Annotated in this window: 13 protein-coding genes and 1 riboswitch; of the genes, 3 read left to right on the forward strand and 10 right to left on the reverse strand. The window is 58.7% G+C overall.

All coding sequences use genetic code 11. The features are described 5' to 3' along the window. Positions 1 to 4: 4 nt before the first annotated feature. Positions 5 to 1489, forward strand: a complete 1485-nt coding sequence (locus N645_RS0108855) for a RimK family protein (protein ID WP_024461151.1) — start codon at positions 5 to 7, stop codon at positions 1487 to 1489. A 16-nt stretch (positions 1490 to 1505) separates the two neighbouring features. Here the strand turns inward: N645_RS0108855 and N645_RS0108860 are convergent, their stop codons facing one another. From N645_RS0108860 to N645_RS0108890, 7 genes are all read right to left on the reverse strand, one after another. Continuing rightward, on the reverse strand, positions 1506 to 1895 hold the full coding sequence (locus tag N645_RS0108860) for a DUF3859 domain-containing protein (RefSeq protein ID WP_024461152.1): 390 nt from the start codon (positions 1893 to 1895) through the stop codon (positions 1506 to 1508). Positions 1896 to 2180: 285 nt separating this feature from the next. Beyond that, positions 2181 to 5795, reverse strand: a complete 3615-nt coding sequence (gene uca, locus N645_RS0108865) for an urea carboxylase (RefSeq protein ID WP_024461153.1) — start codon at positions 5793 to 5795, stop codon at positions 2181 to 2183. Positions 5796 to 6082: 287 nt separating this feature from the next. Next, positions 6083 to 6721, reverse strand: coding sequence for an urea amidolyase associated protein UAAP2 (locus tag N645_RS0108870; RefSeq protein ID WP_024461154.1), 639 nt, complete (start codon positions 6719 to 6721; stop codon positions 6083 to 6085). Between the two features lie 22 nt (positions 6722 to 6743). Further along, positions 6744 to 7463 carry an urea amidolyase associated protein UAAP1 gene (locus N645_RS0108875; protein ID WP_024461155.1) on the reverse strand — a complete coding sequence of 240 codons (720 nt, stop codon included), beginning with the start codon at positions 7461 to 7463 and terminating at the stop codon, positions 6744 to 6746. After that, positions 7453 to 8253 (reverse strand): ABC transporter ATP-binding protein, encoded by an 801-nt coding sequence (locus N645_RS0108880; protein WP_024461156.1) that lies wholly within the window; start codon positions 8251 to 8253, stop codon positions 7453 to 7455. Before N645_RS0108880 ends, N645_RS0108875 begins: the two co-directional genes overlap by 11 nt. A 6-nt stretch (positions 8254 to 8259) precedes the next feature. Next, positions 8260 to 9087: an ABC transporter permease gene (locus tag N645_RS0108885; RefSeq protein ID WP_024461157.1), complete on the reverse strand. Its 828-nt coding sequence runs from the start codon at positions 9085 to 9087 to the stop codon at positions 8260 to 8262. A gap of 239 nt (positions 9088 to 9326) precedes the next feature. Then, a riboswitch (guanidine-I (ykkC/yxkD leader) is annotated at positions 9327 to 9457 on the reverse strand. A gap of 331 nt (positions 9458 to 9788) precedes the next feature. Further along, positions 9789 to 9989: a hypothetical protein gene (locus N645_RS0108890; RefSeq protein ID WP_024461158.1), complete on the reverse strand. Its 201-nt coding sequence runs from the start codon at positions 9987 to 9989 to the stop codon at positions 9789 to 9791. Positions 9990 to 10291: 302 nt separating this feature from the next. Between N645_RS0108890 and N645_RS17725 the strand changes: the two genes are divergently transcribed. After that, the gene (locus N645_RS17725; RefSeq protein WP_024461159.1) at positions 10292 to 10456 is read left to right on the forward strand and encodes a DUF1328 domain-containing protein; all 165 of its coding nucleotides are present in this window, start codon (positions 10292 to 10294) and stop codon (positions 10454 to 10456) included. Between the two features lie 95 nt (positions 10457 to 10551). Here the strand turns inward: N645_RS17725 and N645_RS0108900 are convergent, their stop codons facing one another. From N645_RS0108900 to N645_RS0108910, 3 genes are all read right to left on the reverse strand, one after another. After that, the gene (locus N645_RS0108900) at positions 10552 to 10839 is read right to left on the reverse strand and encodes a hypothetical protein (protein WP_024461160.1); all 288 of its coding nucleotides are present in this window, start codon (positions 10837 to 10839) and stop codon (positions 10552 to 10554) included. Between the two features lie 71 nt (positions 10840 to 10910). Next, complete coding sequence (locus N645_RS0108905) at positions 10911 to 12497, reverse strand: carbon-nitrogen hydrolase family protein (protein ID WP_024461161.1); 1587 nt, start codon at positions 12495 to 12497, stop codon at positions 10911 to 10913. A gap of 35 nt (positions 12498 to 12532) precedes the next feature. Next, entirely contained in the window at positions 12533 to 13876 is a 1344-nt protein-coding gene (locus tag N645_RS0108910; RefSeq protein ID WP_024461162.1) for an MFS transporter, read from the reverse strand. A 114-nt stretch (positions 13877 to 13990) separates the two neighbouring features. Here N645_RS0108910 and N645_RS0108915 point away from each other — a divergent pair, with 114 nt between their 5' ends. After that, positions 13991 to 16339, forward strand: coding sequence for a fatty acid cis/trans isomerase (locus tag N645_RS0108915; protein ID WP_036160728.1), 2349 nt, complete (start codon positions 13991 to 13993; stop codon positions 16337 to 16339). The last annotated feature ends 2 nt before the right edge of the window (positions 16340 to 16341 follow it).

Genomic DNA, 16341 nt, shown 5'->3' on the forward strand with positions numbered 1-16341 from the left:
TTGAATGTCACGACTGCTCATTGTTGTTGAGTCCGCCCAGGACTGGGCACCCTACTTCCCCAGTGAGCAGGTAATCACCTTTGATGATTACCTGCAGCTGCCGCCGGCGAAAACCAATCGCACCCGGGTCATCAACCTGTGTCGCAAATTCAGCTACCTGAGCAAAGGTTACTACTGCTCGCTGCTGGCGGAAGCCCGGGGGCACTCGGTGATTCCGTCGGTGAAAACCCTGAACGATCTACGCAATCACAGCAGTTTTTCGGTGATTGCCGAGCAGCTCCACAGTCAGGCCGACAAGTTTCTCACCAAGCTGGCCAATCGCGAGACGAGCACCTTCGAGTTCTGGGTGTTCTTCGGAGAAAGCAGCGTGCCGGAACTGAAAAAGCTGGCCCGAGAGTTGTTCGAGCAACAGCCCTGTCCGATTCTGAAAGTCGAGCTGAACTGGCGCGGTGGCTGGCGCATCAACAGCCTCAAGGTGGCGCCGGTGCATACCCTGACCGAGCCGGAGCAGGAAGCCTTTGCCAACGCCCTGGACCGTTTCAGTGCGCAGCTGTGGCGCAAACCCAAGGCCCAGAAGGTCAGCCGTTACGAGATGGCCATTCTGGTCAACCCGGATGAAAAGCTGCCGCCCAGCGACGACAAGGCGCTGAAGAAATTTGTGAAAGCGGGTAACCGGCTGGGAATCAACGTCGATTTCATCGGCCGAAAGGACATCCGCAAGCTGCCCGAGTACGACATGCTGTTTATTCGGGAAACCACCAACATCGACCACCACACCTTTCAGTTCGCCTGCCGGGCGGAGGCCGAGGGGCTGGCGGTGATTGACGATCCACAGTCCATCATCCGCTGTACCAACAAGGTGTACCTGGCCGATCTTTTCAACGCCCGCAAGGTGGATACCCCCACCACCCGGCTGATTTCCACCCGCTCCAAAGCCGCACTCGATAAAGTTGCCGGCGAGCTGGGCTTCCCCATGATCGTCAAGATCCCGGACGGGTCATTCTCCCGGGGCATGGTCAAGGTGGAAGACCGGGAAGGTCTGGACCGGGCGGTTACCGAACTGTTGAAACAGTCCGCCCTCCTGCTCGCCCAGGAGTTCATGTACACCGATTACGACTGGCGCGTCGGGGTGCTGAACGGCAAGCCGCTGTACGCCTGTAAATACTACATGGCCGGCGGTCACTGGCAGATTTACGATCACAACAACACCGTCGATCCCTCCGGGGGCTATCAGACCATGCCCACCTATGAGGTGCCGCGCAAAGTCATCGACACCGCGATCAAGGCGGCGGGGCTGATCGGCAAGGGACTTTACGGCGTGGACCTGAAGCAGAGCGGCAAGCGGGTGGTGGTGATTGAGGTGAACGACAACCCGAGTATTGATGCCGGGGTGGAAGATGAGTTTATCGGTGATGAGCTCTACAACCTGATCATGCAGGAATTCATCAATCGGGTGCAGACCATCCGCCGCTTGCGCGAGGCGCTATAAGCGCCCCTGATCAACGTTAAGGCAGGATGAGGTTCAGGGTCTCGTCGGCGATCAGCTGACCGTCAATGGCCAGGGTAATGCGCCAGGGACCCTGCTTGTTCTCCACCGGCTTCCAGATGGTATCGCCGATAAAGAAATCCCAGTCGTTCTGTTTGATATACACCTCACCGTCGAAGGGTGGCAGGGGGTTGCCGTCTTCATCGGGAATATTCGGGTGGTAGATGCAATACTGCAGCTTGCGGTTTTTGGCCTTTTTGATATTGACGATGTAGCCGAATTCAATATCCAGCTCGCAGGGGATGTCCCGCGTCATTTTGATCAGCTGCGGCAGCTCCTTGGAGTTGGGATCCAGCGGGGTATAGACGCCCCAACTGCGCAGTTTGACTTCCGGTTTCTTCTTGGCCATGGCACCCGAGTGATGGTTGGTTCAAAACCCGAATTGTACCATGGGTGGTGCTGGTGCGTTTTTGCTCGACCTCGGGCGTGGCATCAGGTCCGGGCCGGGAAGGGGTAAGCCCTTTCAAGACAACAACCTTGGGCAAAGGTATCCTAGAGCGGAGTTGGGCAACGGCGGATGCGCTGCGCTTATCCGCCCTACGAATAGCACGGAGGTTGCGTAGGGCGGATAAGGCCGAAGGCCGCATCCGCCGTTACCCAGCCGCAGCACTCCGATACGAAGCCCCACAACAACTCAACCCAGAACCAACAACCGATCCCCCGCATTGACTGATTGACCTTCGGCTCGGGAAAGGGAATCCACAACCCCCGCCTCCGGCGCCACCACCTCAATTTCCATTTTCATGGACTCGAGAATGCACACCACATCTCCGGCCTTCACCTTGTCGCCGGGTTTGACCATGAACTGCCAGATATTCCCGGCCACATGACTTTCCACCGCCGTGGCGCCCTCGGGCAACGCGTCCACCTGTTCTTCGGCCGCCTCCTGACCGCTGGTGTCGAAATTCATCTGACCATTGTCGATCCAGCGCTGGAGCTCCTCGTTGAACGCACGGTTGCGCTTCTCGACGAAGGCATCAATCTCCGACTGGTGCTGCTCGATGAAGGCCTCATAGTCGCTCAGTTTGAAGGTGGTCTCTTCAATACGCAGCGGGTACTGGCCTTTCGGGAAGTCCCGGCGGATCTGTTGCAGCTCTTCGTGGCTGACTTCATAGAAACGGATCTGGTCGAAGAAGCGCAGCAGCCAGGGGTTGGTGAACTCGCGGGTTTTCCGGTAGCGGTTCCACATCTGTAGCGTGCGGCCGACGAACTGATAACCGCCCGGCCCTTCCATGCCGTAAACACACAAGTAGGAACCACCGATGCCCACCGAGTTTTCCGCGGTCCAGGTGCGTGCCGGGTTGTACTTGGTGGTCACCAGGCGGTGGCGTGGGTCCAGGGGTGTGGCCACGGGCGCGCCCAGGTAGACATCACCCAGGCCCATAACCACATAGCTGGCTTCGAACAGAATCTTCTTCACTTCATCGATGGAGTCCAGACCGTTGATGCGCCGGATAAATTCAATATTGTCCGGGCACCAGGGGGCATCCTTGCGCACCGACTGCATGTACTTTTCCGCTGCCTGACGACAGGCCGGGTCATCCCAGCTCAGGGGCAGATGAACAATGCGCGAGGGCACTTCCAGCTCGTCGATGTTCTGTAACTTGTGTTCGGCTTTTTCCAGCAGATCGAGCAGCCGGTCTGTCGACAACTGCTGGCTTTCATAGTGGATCTGCAAAGAGCGGATGCCCGGCGTCATTTCCAGAATGCCGTCAACGCCCTGCTCCTGCAGAAAGAGCATCAATGCGTGCGCCCGGAAGCGCAGACGGATATCCAGCTGCAGAGGCCCGTATTCCACCAGCAGATATTTGTCGCCGGAGGGTCGATAGACCACCGGCACGCCGGTCTCGTCACCGGAGAGGGTTTTGAGCACCGGAGTGCGGGCAATCAGCTCGTCGATGGCCAAAGGCTGCGCTGGTTCACTCTCCATCGCGTTCAGTTGCTCGAGCTGAGTCTGTTGCTCCCGCTCCAGGCGATTGGCATCGGCCAGGCTCACCGGGACGAACTGCAATTTGTCCCCCGCTTTCAACTGACCCAATTTCCACAGGTCGGCCGCGATTACGGTCACCGGACAGACAAAGCCACCCAGGGACGGACCATCGGGGCCCAAAATCACCGGCATGTCCCCGGTGAAATCCACGGTGCCGATGGCGTAGGCGTTGTCGTGAATATTGGACGGATGCAGCCCGGCTTCCCCGCCGTCGGAGCGCGCCCACTCCGGTTTGGGACCGATCAGGCGGATGCCGGTGCGACTGGAGTTGTAATGCACTTCCCAGCGATGCTGGAAAAAGCTGCGCATATCCTGCTCGGTAAAAAAGTCCGGGGCTCCGTGAGGCCCGTAGATGACCCGCAACTGCCAGTTGCCGTCGATATCGGGACGCAGTGCCTCCGGTGCTTTGGAGCGCTGTTCCGACTGTGGCTGTTCCACCAGATGCAACACATCACCAGTGCGCAGCGCCCGTCCGGCAAAGCCGCCAAACTGCCCGAGGGTGAATGTGGACTTCGATCCCAGGTAATCCGCACACTGAATACCACCGGCCACCATCAGATAGGCGCGCGCGCCGCTGGCGACAACTTTTCCGATGGTCAGGACCTGCCCCGGCTCAGCTCGCACCACCTGGAAAAACGGAACCGGTTGATCGTCCAGGGTCGCGTGCAAGGCCGCACCTGCGAGAACAAAATCCGTGGCGGTATTGAACTTCAGAGTCGGGCCGTTGAGGGTAATCTCCAGGCCGGCGGTGCCTTCGGGGTTACCCAGCAAACGGTTACCCAGGCGCAGTGAATAATTGTCGAAAGGACCCGAGGGCGGCACCCCGATATCCCAGTAGCCGACCCGTCCCGGAAAATCCTGCACGGTGGTCATGGTGCCCGGTGCCAGCACGTCCACCGTGTGCGGCTGATACGCCAGATCATTCAGAAACCGGGTGTGCACTTCGCCGGCGTGGAACTCGGGCGTCGCCAAAATGGTGCGAACGTAATCGGCATTGGTTTCGATGCCTTCCAACGTGGTGTCGGCGAGCGCCGCGTCCAAAGCGTCAATGGCCCGGGCGCGATCGTCCTGCCAGACAATTACCTTGGCCAGCATGGGGTCAAAATAAGGCGAAACGGTCAAGCCCGCTTCCACCCAGGTATCGATCCGCAGTGCCTGGCCATCCGCCGGAGGAAAGTCCACGGCGCTCAGCAAGCCCGCGCTGGGCTGGAAATTTTTATTGGCGTCTTCGGCGTAGAGGCGTGCCTGAAGTGCATGCCCACGAGGTTTCAGTGCGGCTCCCAGTGGCTTGATATCCCCCAACTCTCCGGCGGCCTGGCGCAGCATCCAGGCCACCAGGTCCACACCATAGACCTGTTCGGTCACGCCGTGCTCCACCTGCAGGCGGGTGTTCACTTCCAGAAAGTAGAAGGTGTTTTCACCGGCGTCGTAAATGAACTCCACGGTGCCCGCGTTGCGGTAGTGCACGGCTTCGGCCAGACGCACGGCGGTGTCGTGCAGTTGTTTACGCACGGTGTCGGGAATGTTCGGCGCGGGGCATTCTTCGACCACTTTCTGGTTGCGTCGCTGGGAGGAACAATCCCGCTCACCCAAGGCGACGGCGTTACCTTGACCATCGCCAAATACCTGCACTTCGATATGGCGGGCGGTTTCAATGTATTTTTCGACAAACAGGCCGTCGTTGGAGAAGTTGTTGGCGCTCAGGCGTTTGACGCTGTCAAAGGCTTTGCGCAATTCGGCTTCGCTGTAGCAGGTCTGCATGCCGATGCCGCCACCGCCGGCGGTGCTTTTCAGTATGACCGGGTAGCCGATGTGCGCCGCCGAGGTGACGGCTTCTTCCAGGTCTTTAAGCAGGCCGGTGCCCGGCAGCAGGGGCACGTTATTTTCTTCGGCCAGGGCGCGGGCGGTGTGTTTAAGGCCGAAGGCGTTTATCTGTTCGGGGGTGGGTCCGACGAAGGCGACACCGCGCTGTTCGCAGGCGCGGACGAAGTCGGGGTTTTCGCTCAGGAAGCCGTAGCCGGGGTGTACGGCCTGGGCGCCACTCTGCTCGATGATGGCGAACAGTTTTTCCTGGTTGAGGTAGGTCTCGGTGGCGGCGCCTTCGCCTAACGAGTAGGCGTCGTCTGCCAGGGTGACGTGGAGTGAGTCGGCGTCGGCTTCGGAGTAGACGGCGACGGAGCTGATGCCGAGTTCTTTGAGGGTGCGGATGATGCGCACGGCGATGGCGCCGCGATTGGCGATCAGGACTTTGTTGAACATCGCATTGTCTCTCGATGTCGGTGCGGGTCGTCCCGCTTGATTCGTTGCCCTACCGGGTCGTCCCGGAAAGACTTCGTATGGGAGTATTTTTGACGTCCGGCCCGAGGCGGGAATGGCCTTTCAAGACACGCCGTAAACCCATCCCTGGGGGCTCGGATCGCGGGTCCCCCGCTCTACGGTCTTGAAAGGCCATTCCCGCCTCGAGCCTCTGTGCTACCGGCAAACTTATGATGATGTCTGCGTAGGGCGGATAAGCGCAGCGCATCCGCCGTAAATACACGTGAAGCTCAATCCCAAACCAAAATTTCAATCGGCGTCGGATCATACCCATTACACGGGTTATTCAACTGCGGACAATTGGAAATCAACACAATGGTGTCCATCTGGGCCTTCAGCTCCACGTATTTTCCGGGCGCCGAGATGCCATCTTCGAACGTCAATCCACCGTCCGGGGTGATGGGCACATTCATGAAGAAGTTGATGTTGTGGGTGATGTCCCGTTTGCTCAGGCCCAGTTCTTCGTGTTCGGCGATGGCGAGCATCCAGCTGTCGCGGCAGGCGTGCATGTGGCGTTTGTCGAGGTCGTAGCGCACGGTGTTGCTTTCGGTGGCGCAGGCGCCGCCGAGGGTGTCGTGGCGGCCGCAGGTGTCGGCGACGATGTCGAGCATGACGCGGTTGTAGTTGGAACGCAGGCGGGTGCCGGCGCTCAGGTAGGCGTTGCCCTGTTCGCGGATGGTGTCCATGGCGCTGTAGCGCTCGGTGGGATCATCGGCGCTGTAGAACAGGGTGTCGGCGGCCTGGTTTCCTTCGAGGTCGAGGATGCGCAGGGTCTGGCCGGCCTTGATCACTTTCAGGTAGTAGTCGCCCGCGCCGACGGTGTCGCGGACGCTGGCGTCTTCGGGTTTGAGTGTGCTTTCTTTGATCATGGGTGTTCTCCTCTGCCCTGACTCATGCGCCCAGGTAATAGAGACGGTTGTTTTCAAAGCCGCGGCGGTTTTCCGGGCGGAAGTTTTTGCAGTAGTCGTCATCGGTCACCGGGTCGGCCTGCAGCAGGCGGATGCCCACGGGCTTGCGTGGGTATTCAAGCTCGCGGTTCATTGGGTGCGGGCAGGAGTGAAGCACCACCAATGTGTCCATTTCAAAGCGCAGCAGGACGCGGCTGCCCGCGCTCGAGTGGTTCTCAGCCAATGCCAGGTTGCCTTCGGCATCCGGGGCGACTTTGCTGAACCAGTTTAGGTTGGCGGCCAGGTCTTTCGGGCCCAGTCCGTACTTTTCCAGCTCCACCAAAAAGCTGCTGGTGCCGTCCTGGTGCCACTGGTTCTGGTCGTTCTGGTAGTCGCGTTTGCCCCACTGCTCGGCCACTTGCTGCGCGTTACTGGTGCCGCAGACGGTTTCATGCCAGCCCAGGCTGTCTTCCACGATGGAGGCGAAAATCCGGCCCATGTCTGAATAAAGGCAGTGGCCGCGGGTGAGTTTGAAAGTGTGTTGACACTTGAGGGTATCCGGCGCGTTATAGCGTTCGAGCAGATTTTCCGGGTTGTAAAACAACATACCGACGTTGGCGCCGCCCTCGAGGTCGGTCAGTTCCAGCGCGGTGCCGCGCCGCAAGCGCAGGGACCAGTGGCTGGCCGGTGGCAGGGTGTACTCGTACAGAGCTTCATTGGCCATGGTGAAGCGTCTCCTTTTTCTGTTCGGTTTGATTCAGGTTGTCGTCAATGGTTTTCAGCAATGCTTCGTCCGTCTCACCCACCGGCAGGTCATAGGTTATCCGCGCGCCGTAAGCTTCGGGTTCGTGCGGATCAATCCGGTCTTTGTCGAACACCCAGAGCCGGGTGCCGAGATAGAAGCCTTCCTGAATGTCGTGAGTGATCATGAATACGGTCAGGTTCAGTTCGCGCCAGAGTTTGATCACCAGTTCATGCATGTCCTTCCGGATGCCGGGGTCCAGTGCGCCGAACGGTTCATCCAATAGCAGGATGCGTGGCTGTTTGATCAGCGACTGGGCGATGGCGAGTCGCTGTTGCATACCGCCGGACAATTCATGGGGGTATTTGTGCAGGGCGTGACTCAGCCCCACCGCCTCCAGCATGTCCTCCGCGGTCTGCCGGGCCTGCCTGCTGGCCCGACCAAACAGACGCGCCATCAGCGGGCTGCGCTCAAACTCCATGGAGAGCATCACGTTTTCCAGCGCCGTCATATGCGGGAATACCGAATAGCGCTGAAACACGATACCGCGATCGTCACCGGGCTCCGCCACCAGCGGTTTGCCATCGAGTTCGATCCCTCCCTGAGAGGGAGACTCGGTGCCCAGCAACAATTTCAGAAAGGTGGTCTTGCCACAGCCCGATGCGCCGACAATGGTAATGAACTCACCGCGCTCCACGGTTTTGTTCAGATTTTCCAGCACCACGGTGTCACCATAGCGCTTCCACAGCTTGTCAATTTTGATGTAACTCATAACACCTCAGTGGCCGCTGCCAGTTTGTGCGTGGAACCAGGGGAAGCAACGGCGCGAAAGCAACCGCAACAACAGGTCGATAACAAAGGCAAGAATTGTGATCCAGACCACATAGGGCAGGATGACATCCATGGACAGGTAACGACGTACCAGGAAAATGCGGTAACCAAGTCCATCGGTGGAGGCAATCGCTTCGGCGGCAATCAGAAACAACCAGGCCGATCCCAGAGACAGGCGCACGCTGGCGAGCAGGCGGGGCAGTATCTGAGGCAGAATCACCCGCTGGATGATCTGCCAACTGCTGGCGCCCAGGGTTTGCGCTTTGATGATCTGCTCGGCGGGAATTTCCTGCACTCGCTGCTGCATATCGCGACACAAAAACGGCGCCGTGCCAATGATGATCAACATGACTTTGGACAACTCACCCAGGCCAAACACGATAAAAAGAATGGGCAATATGGCCATGGGTGGTACCAGAGAAATGGCCGTCATCAAAGGCGACAGGTTGGAGCGCACATAGGGAATGGCACCGCTGAGCACCCCGAACACCAGTGCGAATACGGCGCTGATGGTCACGCCAATGGCCAGGCGTTGGAGACTGCTTTGGGTGTCTTGCCAGAACAGGTACTCGCCCGTTCGGGCGCTGGGTTCGAACGCCAGTCGTTCGATCGCCGCACCAAAGCTGTCAAAAGAGGGTAACAACTTGTCGTTGGGATTTTCCGCCAGACGCGCGTTGGACGCCCCCACATAGAGGGCCAACAACAGCAGAAATGGCAGCAGCCCCAGCAGCCAGCGGGCAACGCGATTGGGTTGTTGGTTGATCAGTCGCTTCATGCTTACCTCAGCGTGGATGAATTGGGTCCGGACCGGTATTCAATTACCGGTTGCCAGCAGCGGGAAGGGTTCGGGCGAGGCGACAAAAAAAGGTGACAAGGAAAAACCCGGGGGTTTTTACCTTGCCACAACAGTGGGTCGGAGAGGGAGAGTAATACGGTGTGGTGCCTGACATGATGAACCTCCAGCGGTTACACGGTTTCATGAACGAGGATTCAATGGCGACAGCGCCATCGCGAACCTCCCGGGCTTTTGTCCCGCCGTGTAACCTTGCACTGAAAATTCCCGTGTAAGGTCGGCTGCTCTCGGACCAGACACGCGAACCTGAACCTGTTCAAGTCATCACGCCGGAACCCTAGCGGCCTATTCAGCACTGCATCATCCGCCGCAGCGCCTTGGTCAAATTGTCTTTACTGAGTTGCTTCAACGGGGTGGTCCCATCGAACCCTCTGTGTACTAAAGAGTGAGCAATATGAATGCCAACCTTAAAAGGCGCCAAAATAGCGCTTTTGCGCCGTTTCCGCAGGACAGGAACACGCTCTTCCGCACCAATACGGTGCAATTCTGCGCAAGGAGGCACCAGAACAAGGCTTGACTGAGTGACACCTGAAGGACAAGGAGGATGGTATGGAGAGGGGGGGGGGAAGAGCGCGCCTCGAGCCACCATAGTGACTCGAGGCGCTTACTGCTACAGTGACTACTTACTCAACGGCATCTTCGGCCTCATCTGCAGCATCGTCCATTGCATCACCGGCATCATCCACCGCGTCATCGATCTTCTCGCCTGCCTCTTCTGCAGGCCCTTGATCACAGCCGGTCAGGAAAGCACCGCCGGAGAGAACCAGAAACATTGCCAGGGCCAGTGAGCGGACGCGCTTGGTCAGAAGGTTTTCTTCATTCATGGTGTTGACTCCTTCATTCGATAAAAAAGGGCTTATTGCTGCCCCATGGGTGCCGTATGTTTGATGTTTTGGCGCGAAATACAGCAATAACAAGCCATTTTCTGCCAAAACCCTACGGTACTGTTTATCTTAGGCCAAGATTGCGGAATTCAACAGTCGCCGCCGGAACAAGGCGCCAAATGAGACTTCATTCACAACTTTCGCCCTCGAATGCAACTTTCCTCCTTCCTTACATCCAATCCTGTGAAGGCCGCTTTTTTTGCCTATACTCACAAAACCTGCATCGTCAAAGGAGATTGCTTATGTTCAGCTGGGCATTTTTATTTCTGATTATTGCCATTGTTGCCGGGGTACTGGGATTGAGCGGCATTGCTGGCGCCGCAACCAACATCGCTTGGATTCTTTTTGTGGTCGGCGTGGTGCTGGCGATCGTGTTCGCCGTTGTCGGACGAAAACCGCCACTATAGTCGTCAGTGATGCCGGGACATTGAAGAGTGAGCGCGCCGTTGCGATCACTGCGCGCTCACTTTTTTCAGTACCGTCACGCTAATGCTCAGCACCGTTACGCTAATGCATAGTAACCAAAAATCACCGAAGCGATGACAATTCCCACGATCACCGGGGACTGATACCAGGGGAGCGTGATGGGCCGCTTACCGCTTTTGTCCTTACGGCGTTTGCGTACCGCGTCGAGCTGCTCCCGGGTCGCAAACAGCTTCTCCGGAAAAACAAAGCAGAGGGTGCCGTATACAGCCAAAGGCACACTCAACAGATAATCGCCCAACACCAGAAACAGAATTGCCAGCCCCAGGCAAATGGCACCCACGGTGCGAGACTCTCGATGCTTCATATCAACGTGCTCCTCAATCAGATTATTGTTGGTCTGTCATCAAGGGCCCCATCCCTGGAGTTCTGAAACAACTATTGCTTTTTATCCCCTCGCCACTGCATCCGGTACAGGTCGTGCCGACGATCTTTCAGATTCTGCACGGTGCCGCTGTTGCGGGCCATGATCAATGACTCGGGACGCAAGTCGGCAAACGCCACGGTTTCGACATTGGGCGTTGTATCTGCCGCAATGCCATCCCGCGCGAAGGGGAAGTCACAGGGCGTCAGAATGCAGCTTTGCGCGTATTGAATGTCCATATTGGAGACGTTGGGCAGGTTACCCACGTTACCGGACATGACCACGTACATCTGGTTTTCCACCGCACGGGCCTGACAACAGTAGCGCACGCGCAGATAGCTTTGCCGCTCATCGGTGCAGAACGGTACAAACAGAATCTGAACCCCCTGATCCGCCAGGTGACGCGCCAACTCCGGGAACTCCGAGTCGTAGCAGATCAATACACCAATCGGGCCGCAGTCGGTATCGATGGCGGTCAGACTGCTACCACCTTCAATGTCCCACCAATAGCGCTCGTTCGGCGTGGGGTGAATTTTGGGCTGCTCGAAAATCCGACCGTCGCGCAGAAAAATATAGGAAATATTTTCAATCCGGCCGTTCTCCACCCGAGTGGGGTGCGAGCCGGCGATGATATTGACGTTGTAGCTGAGTGCCATATCCCGGAACGCATCTTTAAGACGGGGCGTGTACTTGGTCAGCGCCTCAATCGACTCGAAAGGCGAGAGTTCCTGGTCCTCAATCGACAACAGCTGCAGCGTCAACAGCTCCGGAAAGACCACAAAGTCGCTTTTGTAATCCGCCACGACGTCGACAAAGTATTCGATGTACTTCAGAAACTCAGCGAACGACGTGACCCGCCGCTGCATATATTGCACGGTGGCGATGCGCACGACGTCGGGCATCCGCACGCCGTATTTTTTCACCGGCTTTTCATCTTCCTGAGGCACTTTCGGGTTGTACCAGACCAGGTGGGCGGCGTAGTTCAGTGACTCAGTATCATCGTCGAGGTAATTGGGAATGACCCCGATCACCTCAAAGCCATTGCGCAGTTGGAACGACAGGACCGGGTCCTTGATCTGCTTGTGCACCACCTGATCGATATAGTTTTCTACCGAACCGACTTTTTTCAGGCGTTTGTGCAGGTTGGGCATTCGCCCGGCGAACACCACGCCTTTCAGACCCAGGGACTGACACAGCTTTTTACGCTCGTTGTACAGACGCTGGCCGATGCGATAGCCGCGATAGGCGTTATCGATACAGACTTCCATACCGTACAACCAGTCGCCATGGATGTCGTGACGGGACGCAAAACCGTTGCCGGTAATTTCATTCCAGGTGTGCGTCTTCAGTGCCACATCACCGGAGATGCGGAAAGTCGCACAGTAACCCACCAGGGCATCCCCCACCATGACCACGATCTGCCCCTGGCGGAAGTTATTGATCTGCCCGACGATCGCCGCGCGCGGGTAGGTTTCCATTTTGAGCGGACCATATACCCGGTCAGCAAGCGCCACAATGGCGGGCACATCCGCCAGGGTGGCATTGCGCACGGTCAGGTGAGCACCGGGCTGCTGCAGTTTGTTTTCCTCTTTCTTCGCCATACTGTTAACTGCCTCTACAACAGGGGATCAGCGGTTCAGCCGCTGATCTCTTTCAAATTGAGTCCATACAGGGCGGCGATCAGGGATATCCCGCCCAGCAATGCAATCACACCCGCGACACCGATCCACGCGGTCAGCAGCCCTACGCTACCGAGGGCGAGCAGTGCCAGCCCGATCAGGGTGTTGCTGACCGCCACATATTGCGCGCGGGTCTGCGCGGTGGCCATATCGACAAGATAGACCTTGCGGGCCAAGCGTGCCCCGCCGTGACAGATACTGATACCAAAGAACAACAGTGCATGCACCCAGGGCGAGGTGAGCAGCGTCAGCTCCAGCCACGCCAGCAGTGCCGTCACGGCACAGAGTATCGCACCCCCAAAGGCCGCCAGCGCCATGGTCCAACGGCTGGAGCGGTCACTCAGTCGGCCCCACACCGGCGAGCTCAGACTGGCCGCCAGGCCACTGGCAATGATCATCAGCCCCAGCCCCGCCGCGCTGCTGCCGGCGTGCTCCTGAGCGAGCAACACAAAAAACGGCGGAACCAGCGCGATACTCAGCAACAGCCCCCGGGCGAGCACAAAGCGCCGAAAGTCCCGGTCGGTCAACACGATACCCAGACTGCGTAGGGCAACGCTGGCCGCATTTCCGCCGCCCTCCGTCGCCCCCGGCGCTTCCTGAATCTGGCTGAACGCGAGCAGAGACAGCAACCATAACGCCGCCGCGCCTCCGAGAAACAGGGTCAGATTGACCGGCTCGGCCCCCGTACCAAATTCCGCATACAGGCCCACCAGCAAGGTGGCCACCCCGGCCACGCTGGCCGAGTAGCCCATCAGCGCACCGCGCCGGGTTTTCGAGACAGTTTTTCCGAGCACATCTTTGGCGGCAACCGAGCAGAGTCCCCTAGCCAGGCTGTACACCACCAGGGCGCCGACGACGGCCCAGCCCACCTCGGAGCCCTGCAGCGTCCCGGCGGCCAGGGCCATGGCCGCCAGCGCCAGCATGGACAGAAAAGCACCCAACAGCCAGACCACTTTGCGCCGGGCCAGGCGCCGGATAAAAGCCGCGACCATCAGCTGCGGAATCAACACCCCCGCCTCGCGGATCGGCACCAGAAAGCCGGCGAACCCCGATGAGGCCCCGGCCGCGCCGAGCAGCCAGGGCAGGATCAGTCGGGCACTGGAGAGCTCATCCGCCACTTTACTGAAGGTGTTGGCGACCAGGTAGGCAAAAAAGTTGCGCGGTTGATGTCGGCAGGCGTCCTCGGGAATATCCTTACAGACCCGTGCATCCTCATCGTCGTTCAATTGTTCGTAAACCCGGCTCAGGCGAGGGTAATCGGGGTACAGAACCTCGGGCTTGGCAGGCTGGTGGTCACTCACAGGCACTTTCTCTCCGGTCTGGTGTAGGCCGCCGCTCAGTATCGGTGCTTATCCGAATGATGTAAACCACGGCCTGTTATACTCCCGGGATAATGCACGACCAAGGATCTTCCCATGGCAACCGGACACTGGCTGACCCGGGGCTCACTGGTGACGCTCATACTGATCGTCATTGGCTGCAGCGCGATCGGCCACCAACTGTGGAATCAACGCTATGGCGCCCCCACCCCGCGGGAGCCACTGCGCAATGCGTCGGAGGACGACCGGTTCCAGGAACATATCAAACCGCTGCTCGAGCACCGCTGTACCGTCTGTCACGGCTGTTACGACGCGCCCTGTCAACTGAAAATGGAAGCGCGGGAAGGCCTGTTCCGGGGCGCCCACGAGGACAAGGTGTACGACGGTACCCGCCTGATCGGTGCCAAGCTCACCCGGCTGTTTGAAGATGCGGACAGCACCGCGCAGTGGCGCGAGAAAGGTTTCTTTCCGGTCATCAACGAGCGCGCGGACAGTGCCGAAGCCAATCTGCGGGGCAGCGTGCTCGCGCGCATGCTCCAGCTCAAACAGCAGCACCCCTTGCCCACCCAGGCCGTCCTGCCCGACAGTTTCGATTTTTCCCTCAACCGAGACTGGCACTGTCCCAAGGCCGAGACCTTCGACAGCTATGCCGCGGACTACCCGCTGTGGGGCATGCCCTACGGGCTACCGGGGCTGTCCGAGCGCGAGCACAACCGCCTCATCCACTGGCTGGAAGATGGCGCCCCCGCCGGTGCCCCCAAAGCCATTGGCCCCGAGCTGCAACAGACCGTTCAGCAGTGGGAGCAATTTTTTAATGCCGATTCCCTCAAAGCGCGGTTAACCAACCGCTACCTGTACGAGCACCTCTTTCTGGCCAATCTGCATTTTGAGCCGAACCCGAAGGTGTTTTTCAAACTGGTCCGCTCCAGCACGCCCCCCGGTGAGCCCATCGAGCGCATCAGCACCCGCCGCCCCTTCGATGACCCGGGGGTGGACCGGGTGTATTACCGTCTCTGGCGGGACCCGAGCAGCATTGTGGTGAAAAACCACCTGCCCTACGCCCTGACGCCTGAGCGCATGGCCCGATGGCAAGAATGGTTTCTGAACGCGGATTACGCGGTCACCGAACTGCCGGGTTACCAGCCCGAACAGGCGGCCAATCCCTTTGCGACCTTTGTGGATCTGCCAGTAAAGGCCCGCTACCAGTTTTTGCTGGATGAAGCCGAGTTCACCATCATGAATTTCATCAAGGGCCCGGTGTGTCGGGGTCAGGTGGCGCTCAATGTGATTCAGGATCACTTCTGGGTGAGCTTTGTCGACCCGGCGTTTACCGCCGACAAATGGGACGGCGAGTTTCTGGCCAACAACAGCGATCACCTGCAACTGCCCGCCGGGGTCGGCAACACCCTGCTGCCGATGACCAACTGGCGGCGCTACTCACAGTTACAGAAAGATTACCTGGCCGCCAAAGCCACCCACCTGTCCAACAAGTTTGGCGAGCATGAACCGCTCACCATGGACATGATCTGGAATGGCGAAGGCCAAAACACCAACGCCGCGCTGACCATTTTCCGACACACCGACAGTGCCAGTGTGCACCGCGGTTTTATCGGGCCCGAGCCGAAAACCAGCTGGGTGATCGACTACCCCCTGTTGGAGCGGATTCACTACCTGCTGGTGGCGGGCTTTGATGTCTACGGGAACACCTCCCACCAACTGCTGAGCCGGCTGTATATGGACTTCCTGCGCATGGAGGGTGAGATGAACTTCATCAACTTCCTGCCCGAGTCAGTCCAGGAGCCGACCATTGCCCACTGGTATCGGGACGCCGAAGAAGACCTCAAGGAATACCTGGACGTTTACCAGAACAACCTCCAGGTAGAGACCGCTCTTGAATACCCGTCGGGCCAGGACCATCAACGGCGACTCTACCAGTTACTGACCAGGCGGCTTGAGCCGGTCCTCTCCGGAGAGCACCAGTTGGACGAACTGGCGCTGAATGAGCGCACCAGAGAAGGGCTGCAGACACTGCACTCATTGGAGGGAGAGGCCCTGCGGGTACTGCCTCCGACAACGGTCATCTATGTGCCCGATAGCGCGCTGTTCACACTGATTCACCACAACGCCTACAGCAACCTGTCATCGCTGTTTATGGAGCAGGAGCGGCGCCTGCCGCAGGAAGACACACTGAGTGTGGCGGCGGGCATCATCGGGAGTTACCCGAACAGCTTTATGATGATGGATGAGCGGGACATTCCGGCCTTCGTGAATCAGGTGCGTGCCATGAGCGAAGAGCGGGATTACCGGAAACTGAAGGATCGCTACGGGGTGCGCCGGAGCGATCCAAACTTCTGGGAGATCAGTGACGACATCCACGCGCTATATCGTGAGCGCGCGGGGGTACGGGCAGGACTACTGGATTACAACCGGTTGGAAAACCGATAGGG

It is taken from the genome of Marinimicrobium sp. LS-A18 (assembly GCF_000463525.1).
Lineage (GTDB): Bacteria > Pseudomonadota > Gammaproteobacteria > Pseudomonadales > Cellvibrionaceae > Marinimicrobium > Marinimicrobium koreense.